Annotated in this window: 7 protein-coding genes; 3 read left to right on the forward strand and 4 right to left on the reverse strand. The window is 74.1% G+C overall.

The genetic code is table 11. The features are described 5' to 3' along the window. The coding region (locus Q7T52_RS08370) for an ATP-dependent helicase (RefSeq protein WP_304801329.1) at positions 1–1012 on the reverse strand (1012 nt) is incomplete at its 3' end. A 77-nt stretch (positions 1013–1089) separates the two neighbouring features. Between Q7T52_RS08370 and Q7T52_RS08375 the strand changes: the two genes are divergently transcribed. After that, complete coding sequence (locus Q7T52_RS08375) at positions 1090–1335, forward strand: mycoredoxin (RefSeq protein WP_304801332.1); 246 nt, start codon at positions 1090–1092, stop codon at positions 1333–1335. A gap of 32 nt (positions 1336–1367) precedes the next feature. Here Q7T52_RS08375 and nudC read toward each other — a convergent pair whose 3' ends face one another. Continuing rightward, the gene (gene nudC / locus Q7T52_RS08380) at positions 1368–2279 is read right to left on the reverse strand and encodes an NAD(+) diphosphatase (RefSeq protein WP_304801334.1); all 912 of its coding nucleotides are present in this window, start codon (positions 2277–2279) and stop codon (positions 1368–1370) included. A gap of 33 nt (positions 2280–2312) precedes the next feature. On the opposite strand from nudC, the gene deoD reads away from it, so the two are divergent. Both deoD and Q7T52_RS08390 read left to right on the forward strand, forming a co-directional pair. Beyond that, on the forward strand, positions 2313–3008 hold the full coding sequence (gene deoD / locus Q7T52_RS08385) for a purine-nucleoside phosphorylase (protein ID WP_304801336.1): 696 nt from the start codon (positions 2313–2315) through the stop codon (positions 3006–3008). A 27-nt stretch (positions 3009–3035) separates the two neighbouring features. Then, on the forward strand, positions 3036–4103 hold the full coding sequence (locus tag Q7T52_RS08390) for an NAD(P)-binding domain-containing protein (protein ID WP_304801339.1): 1068 nt from the start codon (positions 3036–3038) through the stop codon (positions 4101–4103). Here the strand turns inward: Q7T52_RS08390 and Q7T52_RS08395 are convergent. Further along, on the reverse strand, positions 4093–7338 hold the full coding sequence (locus Q7T52_RS08395; protein WP_304801341.1) for an ATP-dependent DNA helicase: 3246 nt from the start codon (positions 7336–7338) through the stop codon (positions 4093–4095). The two genes, Q7T52_RS08390 and Q7T52_RS08395, sit on opposite strands and share 11 nt — an antisense overlap. After that, the coding region (locus tag Q7T52_RS08400) for a PD-(D/E)XK nuclease family protein (protein WP_304801343.1) at positions 7335–8733 on the reverse strand (1399 nt) is incomplete at its 5' end. The genes Q7T52_RS08400 and Q7T52_RS08395, both read right to left, overlap by 4 nt.

Genomic DNA, 8733 nt, shown 5'->3' on the forward strand with positions numbered 1-8733 from the left:
CCTCGCGCGCGACGGCAGCCGCCTCGGCGACCTCGTCGGGGTGGCCGGCGTAGGTCACGGCCGCGCCCGCGGGGCGCTGGGCGCGCAGCTCGACGCTCGTGGAGCCGGTGCCGGCCAGGAGGGTGTTGGCGGCGGTGACGACCTGGGGCGTCGAGCGGTAGTTGCGGACGAGCTCGATCGAGGTGGTGCCCTGGTGCTTGGCCGGGAAGTCGCGCAGGTAGTCGGCGTTGGCGCCGGCGAAGGAGTAGATCGTCTGGGCCGGGTCGCCGACGACGCAGATCTCGTCGCGCCCGCCCAGCCACAGGTCGAGCAGGGCCGACTGCAGCGGCGAGACGTCCTGGAACTCGTCGACGACGAACCACTTGTACTGCCGGCGTACCTGGGCCGCGACGCGCTCGTCGTCGGCCAGCAGGCCCGCGGTGAGCAGCAGCACGTCCTCCATGTCCATCCGGCCCTGGGCACGCTTGACGTCCTCGTAGCCCGCGATGATGCGGCCGACCATGTCGGGCTCGACCTTGGCGACCGACCGACCGCGGGCGGCCGCGATCGCGGCGTAGTCGTCGGGCTTGACGTTGCTGACCTTGGCCCACTCGATCTCGGAGGCGAGGTCGCGCAGCATCGCCTGGTCGGGCCGCAGCCGCAGCGTGCGCGCGGCCCCCACCACCATCGAGATCTTGGACGCCGTGAGCTCGGGCAGCTCGGAGCCGTAGGTGTGGGGCCAGAAGTAGCGCAGCTGGCGCAGCGCGGCGGAGTGGAACGTGCGGGCCTGCACCGTGGGCGCACCGAGCTGCCGCAGCCGCCCACGCATCTCGCCGGCGGCGCGGGTCGTGAACGTCACCGCGAGCACCTCGGTGGGCGCGTAGACCCCGGTCGCGACGCCGTGGGCGATGCGGTGGGTGATGGCCCGGGTCTTGCCGGTGCCGGCGCCGGCCAGGACACGCACCGGCCCCCGGAGGGTCTCGGCGACCGCTCGCTGCTCGGGGTCGAGGGCGGACAAGAGGTCGGCAGCCATGGTGGAACAACACTCCCGGGCAGGTGGTTGGATCGGGTGACAGCCAGACCCTAGACGTCCGAGGGGACACTTCAGCGATGAGCAGCTTCACGATGTACACGACGCCCTGGTGCGGCTACTGCCACCGGCTCAAGAGCCAGCTCGACCGCGAGGGGATCACCTACGACATCGTCGACATCGAGCAGCAGCCCGACGCCGTCGCGATCGTCGAGACCGCCAACAACGGCAACCAGACGGTCCCCACGCTGGTCTACTCCGACGGCACCGCCCAGACCAACCCCTCCCTGGCCCAGGTCAAGGAGAAGGTCGCCTCCCTCGCCTGAAGGACGCTGACCCGTCGTAGATCTACGACGGGTCACCAGGAGCCGGGGAGCGGGGCGCCGTACCAGTGCTCGACGAGCGAGCGGCTGATGGAGACGCCGCCCGGGAGCACGAGGCTGCCGTCGGTGGCCTGGTCGCGCATCTCGGCGCGGGTGAACCAGCGTGCCTCCTCGATCTCGTCGTGGTCGATGTCGACGTCGGTCGACACGGCACGGCCGAGGAAGCCGAGCATCAGGCTCTGGGGCAGCGGCCACGGCTGGTTGCCGAAGTAGGTGACCTCGCCGACGACGATGCCGGCCTCCTCGGCGACCTCGCGACGTACGGCGTCCTCGAGCGACTCCCCCGGCTCGCAGAACCCGGCCAGGGTCGAGAACCGGCCGGCCGGCCACTGCGGCGAGCGGCCGAGCAGGCAGCGCTCGTCGTCGGCGCCGGGCTCGCCCGCGCTGATGAGCATGATCACCGCGGGGTCGGTGCGCGGGAACTGGGTGCGTCCGCACGAGGTGCAGCGCAGCTCGTGACCGGCTGCCTCGGGGACGAGGGTGCCGCCGCAGCGCGGGCAGTGCCGGGTCGCCCAGTGCCACTCGGCCAGGCCGAGGGCGTGGAAGACGAGCGGGGCGTCGCGGACCTGGTCGCCGGTGAGGGCGGGCAGCAGGCCGCGCAGCGGGTACCACTCGCCCTCCTGGGACGTGGCGACCTCAGGACCGGTGATGACCGCCCAGTGGGTGGCGCCGTCGCGCTCGCCGAGCAGCACGCGTACGCCGTCGGGCGCGTCGGCCGGGGCGACCCAGGGCAGCGACCCCTCGACCGGGCGCACCCGGGTGCCGGACACGACCAGGACCTGCGACCGGTCGTCGTCCCACCGGTCGGCCAGCCAGGCGTCGTCCTTGCGGTGGACCCCGATCCGGTCGTGGGCGTCGGCGCTCAGCAGGAGGTGCGGGTAGGTCACCCTTCGAGCCTAGGGGTGCCTAGAGTTCGCCAGGTGAGCACCCACATCGGCGCCGGGGCCGGCGCCATCGCCCCGTTCGTGCTGCTGCCCGGTGACCCGCTGCGCGCCCGCTGGATCGCCGAGACCTTCCTCGACGACGCGGTCTGCTACTCCGAGGTCCGCGGCATGCTCGGCTTCACCGGCACCTGGCGCGGCAGGCCCGTGTCGGTCCAGGGCTCGGGGATGGGACAGCCGTCGATGGCGATCTACGTCAACGAGCTGTTCCGCGACTACGACGTGCAGACCATCGTGCGGGTCGGCTCCTGCGGCGCGCTGAGCGAGAGGCTGCGGGTGCGAGACGTCGTCATCGCCTCGGGTGCGTGCACCGACTCCTCGATGAACCGGATCACCTTCGAGGGCCTCGACTTCGCCCCCGTCGCCGACTTCGCGCTGCTGCGCGACGCGGCCGCCGCGGCCCCCGACGCCCACGTCGGCCTGGTCTACAGCAGCGACTCCTTCTACGCCTCGCGGCCCGAGCTGCTGACCCGGATGGTCGAGCACGGGGTGCTCGCGATCGAGATGGAGGCCAGCGGGCTCTACACGCTCGCGGCCCGCTTCGGCCGTCGCGCACTGGCGATCTGCACGGTGTCCGACCACATCGTGACCGGTGAGGAGACGACCGCCCAGGAGCGCGAGCAGACCTTCGGCGCCATGGTCGAGGTCGCGCTGCGCGCAGGGCTCGGGGACTAACTTCCCCGGACCTCGCGTTCACCCGGCGTGGAGGTCCTCGAGAGCGTCGTGGTCGGTGCCGGTCAGGCCGGGCTGTCGGCGTCCTACCACCTGGCCCGGCGCGGGATCGCCCACGTGGTGCTCGACGCCGACGACGCCCCCGGCGGCGCCTGGCAGCACCGCTGGGACTCCCTCACCGTCCACGACGTCCACGGCGTTGCCGCGCTGCCGGACAGCTCGACGCCCGCGATGGATGCGGCGGCCCAGGCCAACGCCGCGGTGCCGGCGTACTTCGCGGCCTACGAGCGCGACCACGGCCTGCCGGTCGAGCGCCCCGTGCGGGTCGACCGGGTCCGTCACGCCGACGGCGGCGAGGAGGGTCTGCTGGTCGTCGAGGCCGGCGACCGGTCCTGGACCACGCACACCCTCGTCAACGCCACCGGCACCTGGTCGCACCCGTTCGTGCCGCACTACCCGGGCGTCGAGACGTTCGCCGGCCCCCAGTGGCACACGGCCGGCTACCCGGGCGCCGAGGCCTTCCGCGGGCTGCGGACCGTCGTCGTCGGCGGCGGGGCCTCGGCCGTGCAGCTGCTCGGCGAGATCGCACTCGTGACCGACACGCTCTGGGTCACCCGGCGGCCGCCGGTGTGGCGCACCGACGACTTCACGCCCGAGGTCGGGCGTGCCGTCGTCGCCCTGGTCGAGGACCGGGTACGTCGAGGGCTGCCGCCGGCCAGCGTGGTCAGCGTGACCGGTCTCGCGCTGCGCGAGCAGGAGCGGGCCGCCGAGGCGCTCGGCGCCTACGAGCGGCACCCGGTGTTCGCCTCCCTCGAGCCGACCGGGGTCCGGTGGGCCGACGGCACCTTCGAGCCGGCCGACGCGATCCTCTGGGCGACCGGGTTCCGACCAGCCGTCAACCACCTCGCGCCCCTGCGCCTCAGGAGCGCGGCGGGTGGGATCCAGCTCGACGGCACCACCGCGGTCGCCGACCCGCGGGTGCAGCTGGTGGGCTACGGGCCGTCGGCGAGCACCATCGGCGCCAACCGGGCGGGCCGGACCGCGGCTCGCGGGGTGGCGTCGTGGCTCGACCGGGAGCGCGAGGCGGTCACGGCCTGACGACCTGCTCGAGCGATGCGCGGTCGGGCAGGTCGGCGGGCTCGACGAGCTCGCCGGAGCGCACGTAGTAGAACCCGGCGCGCACCTGCTCGAGCGGCAGGTCGTGCAGCTCGGCCCACGCCAGGCGGTAGATCGCGAGCTGGAGCGGGTCGGCCGCCTGGTTGCGGCTGGTCTTCCAGTCGACCACGAGCACGGACGGGGTGCCGTCAGGACCGTCGGGCTCGCGGTAGACCGCGTCGATGCGCCCGCGGACGACCTGGCCGTCGAGCACCAGCGCGAAAGCCGGCTCGACCGCGAGCGGGACCCGGTCGGCGAAGTCGCCCTTCTCGAAGGCCTCGATGAGCTCGTGCAGCTCGACGTCGTCGGCGACGTCGGAGTCGCCGCGTCCGGAGATCTCGTCGGTGTCGAGCAGCGTCAGCTGGCCGAACCGGGCCTCGACCCAGGCGTGGAAGCGGGTACCGAACCGCGCCGCCGGCGAGGGGGGTCGCGGCATCGGGCGGGCCAGGTCGCGGGCGAAGCCCTCGGCGTCGTCGCGCAGCCGGGCGACGGCGGTGGCGGAGAGGCTCGACGGCATGGGGACGTCGACCACGTCGCCCCGGTCGCGACGCGCCTCGGTGAGCAGCCGCTCGATCTCGTCGTCCCAGTCGCCGATGCGGGCCGCGGTGAGCATGTCGAGGTCGGCGTCGTCGGAGAACGGGTCGGCCGCCGCCACCCGCGCGGCCGCGTCGAGGCGCAGCCGCGCCTCGTCGCTCGCGACGGTCGTCGGCCAGGGCACCGACGGGTCGTCGTCGGCGTAGGGGTGGGGGTCGCCCTTGACCGGCTTGTCCCGCCAGGGCGTCGCCTCCTCGCCCCACCGCTCGAGCAGCTCACGGAGCGTGGCCTGGTAGGCGGAGGGCCCGTAGGGGGTGGTGCGGGGGCCCCAGCAGTAGGACGAGACCGACAGCAGGTGGGCCGGGCGCGTGACGGCGACGTAGCCGAGCCGCAGCTCCTCCTCGGCGTCGTGGGCGCGGGTGGCCTTGCGGTAGTCGTCGAGCGCGGCCTTGTCGTGGCCGGCCAGCTGGGGCAGGTCGTCGGCGTCGCCGCGCAGCGGGGCCGGCAGCACCGAGGGTGACGACGTCCAGAGCACGCGCGACCGGTTGGACGGGAAGCGCGTCTCGCACACCCCCACCAGGAACACCGACGCCCACTCGAGGCCCTTGGCGCGGTGGACGGTGAGCAGCTTGACCGAGTCGGCCTCGCTCGGCGTCGCCAGGTCGAGCCCGTTGCCCTGGTCGTCCTCGGCGGTGAGGTAGGCCAGCAGGGCCGGCAGCGTGACGTCGCCGTCGACGGCCTGGAAGTCGGCGACCGCCTTGACGAAGAGGTCGAGGTTGTCGCGTCGGGCCGCCGCCGCGGGGCTGACGGCCGAGGCCAGCTCGACGTCGACCCCGCTGGCGTCCATGATGCGGCGGACGAGGTCGAGCAGCGGCTCGCCCACGTGGGCGCGGAGGTAGCGCAGCTCACCCGCGAGCAGGGCGAAGCGGTCGAGCGCCTCGGCGGAGTAGGCCCCCTCACCGGGGTCGGCGAGGGCGTCGTCGAGGGCAGGGAGCTCGGCGGGGTCGACGCCGTCGGCGATCTCGACGAGCTGGTCGGCGAGCGACCCGTCTGGCCCGCCGGCGCCCTGGCGGCCCGAGACCTCGACCGCGCGACGGCTGAGCAGCCGCAGGTCGCGCGGGCCGACCGCCCAGCGCGGGCCGGTGAGGAGCGTGAGCATCGACGGGTTGTGGGTGACGTCGTGGAGCAGCTGGAGGGTCGCGACGACCTCGGCGACCTCGGGGAGCCGCAGCAGCCCCTTGAGCCCGACGATCTCGACGGGGATGCCGGCGGCGGTGAGGGCGTCGAAGGCCCCCTCGGCGTGGGAGTTGTCGCGGGTCAGCACCGCGATGTCGGACCACAGCCCACCCGCCTCGCCGGTGTGGACCTCGGTGACCGACGCGACCAGCGCGTCGAGCTCGTCGGCGGCGGTCTCGTGGACGGCGACCCGCACCTCGCCGGGCGCGGCCCCGTCGGCCGGGCGGAGCGCCTCGACCTGGTCGTAGGCGGCGTAGAGCGGGGCGGCCAGGTGGTTGGCGGCATCGAGGATGCGGCGGTCGGAGCGGCGGCTGACGGTCAGGTGGAACAACGCCGGCTCCCCCGCCACCGGCGGGAACGTCTCGGCGAAGTTGACGATGTTGCTCACCGACGCCCCGCGCCAGCCGTAGATGGCCTGGTTGGGGTCGCCGACCGCGGTCACCGCGTGGCCCTGGCCCGTCGCGGGGTCAGGACCGGAGAAGAGCCGCGACAGCATCGTGGCCTGGGCGACCGAGGTGTCCTGGTACTCGTCGAGCAGGACGACCCGGAACTTGCCCCGCTCGACGACGCCGACCTCGGACCGCTCGGCGGCCAGCCGCGCACCGAGCTCGATCTGGTCGGAGAAGTCCATCAGGCCGAGGTCGGCCTTGAGCCGCCGGTAGTCGGCGACCAGCTGGAGCAGCTCGCCCCGGCGGTCGATGGCGAACACCGCCTTCTCGGGCGGCTCGCGATAGGTCTTGCGGTTCTTGCCGGCCTCCTCCTCGGCCACGGCCCGCAGGAACGCCGCCCGCTCGCGCTGGTCGAAGGAGCGCACGTCGTCGAGCGTGGCGAGGTGCTCGCTCATGGCGCCGTCGAGGGCGAGCAGGTTCTGGATGGCGGTGGGCGGGTGGTCGGTGAGGTGGTGGACGTCGCCGGTGAACCGGTCGACCACACGCGCACCGAGCTGGTAGCGGGCGGCGTCGGTGACGACCCGGGTGTCGGGCTCGTGGCCGATGCGCAGGCCGTGCTCGGTGAGGAGCTGGGCGGCGTAGGCGTTGTAGGTGAGGACGGTCGGCTCGAGCTGCTCCTCGGCCAGCCCGTCCGGCTCGTCGTCGCGGTCGCGGGCGGGGCGCAGGTCGCCGAGCGCCCCGGCCGCCACCAGCGCGTCGCGGATCTTGCGTCGCAGCTCGCTCGCGGCTTTGGTGGTGAACGTCAGACCGAGCACCTCGTCGGGTCTCACCTGACCGGTGACGACGAGGTAGACGACGCGGGCCGCCATGAGGGTCGTCTTGCCCGACCCGGCGCCCGCGATCACCACGGCCGGCTCGAGCGGTGCACTGACGGCCTGCCACTGCTGGTCGCTGACGGGGAAGGCGGCCTGCATGACGGCCTGCAGCTCGGCCGGGCTGCCGATCTCGCGGACCCTCATCCGGTCACCGACCCGGCGCTGCGGGCGGGGCAGATCGGGACGAACGAGCAGTCGCGGCACTGCGCACCCGGCACCGCGGGGAACTCCTCGTCGCGCAGCATCTGCGCGGCGCGGCCGAGCTCGTCGCGCAGCGCGCGACGCTCGGGCCCGTCGGCGGAGGGCGGGTCCTGCTTCTGGACGACGGCGGTGTCGCTGTCGTCGAGGCTCCCGAGCTGGACGAGCTCGGCCCCGCCCGCGTGGGCCGCACCCGGCTCGGGCAGCAGCGGGTCGACCGCACCGGCGTCGACGGCGTACTGGTAGAGCGCGAGCTGGCGGTGCTGCTGGACCCCGGTGCCGGTGGGCATCGAGCGGTTGGTCTTGAGGTCGACGACCACGACCGAGCCGTCGCCGGCCAGCTCGACCCGGTCGGCGAAGCCGGTCAGCCTGACCGCGACCGGCTCGCCGTCGGGACCGTCGACCGTGACGACGGCGGCGAAGTCCTGCTCGACGCCCAGGACCCGGCGGGTGTTGCCGTGGTGCCAGCGGAGGAACCGCGCCAGCGCCGCCCGCGTGCGGTCGTGCTCGCGCTGCTTGGACCACGGCGTGCGGAACTCGAGCCGGTCCCAGACCTCGTCGACGTGGGCCATCAGGGCGTCGCCGTCGTCGACCGACGCGTCGAGCTCGCCGCTGGCGACGCGCTCGGCGAGGGCGTGCACCATCAGGCCGAGGTTGGCGGCCTGGTGGGCGCGGGCCACCCCGCCCGCCTCTCGCTCGAGGAACCACTGCGTCGGGCAGACCATCAGCTGCTCGAGCACGCTGGCCGAGACCGGCACCGGCTTGTCGGCGTCACGCACCGGCACGGTCGACCACGAGCGGGCACGGGTGCCCCACCAGGTCGCGGGGTCGGCCTGCGGCACGAGACGTCGGGTGCCGACGGTCTCGCCCGCCAGGCGGGCCAGCCGGCGAGCGGCGGCCTGCCGCAGCGGCTCGGGGGTCGTCGGATCGGCGAGCGTCTGCCGCAGGTCGCCGACGAGGCCGGCCATCGACAGCGGGCGACGGGGACGACCGACCTGGTGGACGACGGGCACGCCGAGCTCGTCGACGAACCGGGACGGCTGCTCGCCCTCGTCGTCGGGCGACCGGACCGCGGTCACGACGAGCCGGTCGCGGGCGCGGGTGCAGGCGACGTAGAACAGCCGTCGCTCCTCCGCGAGCAGCTCGCGCGTGCTGGTCTCGGGCTGGAGCACCGGCACGGACCACTGCTCGGCCCCGATGCGGTCGGCGTGCAGCAGCGACGCCCGTCGACGCAGGTCGGGCCACGCACCCTCCTGCGCGTGGGCGACCACGACCAGCCGCCACTCCAGGCCCTTGGACCGGTGGGCGGTCAGCAGACGCACGGCGTCGCCTCGGACGCCT

Source organism: Nocardioides sp., from assembly GCF_030655615.1.
Lineage (GTDB): Bacteria > Actinomycetota > Actinomycetes > Propionibacteriales > Nocardioidaceae > Nocardioides.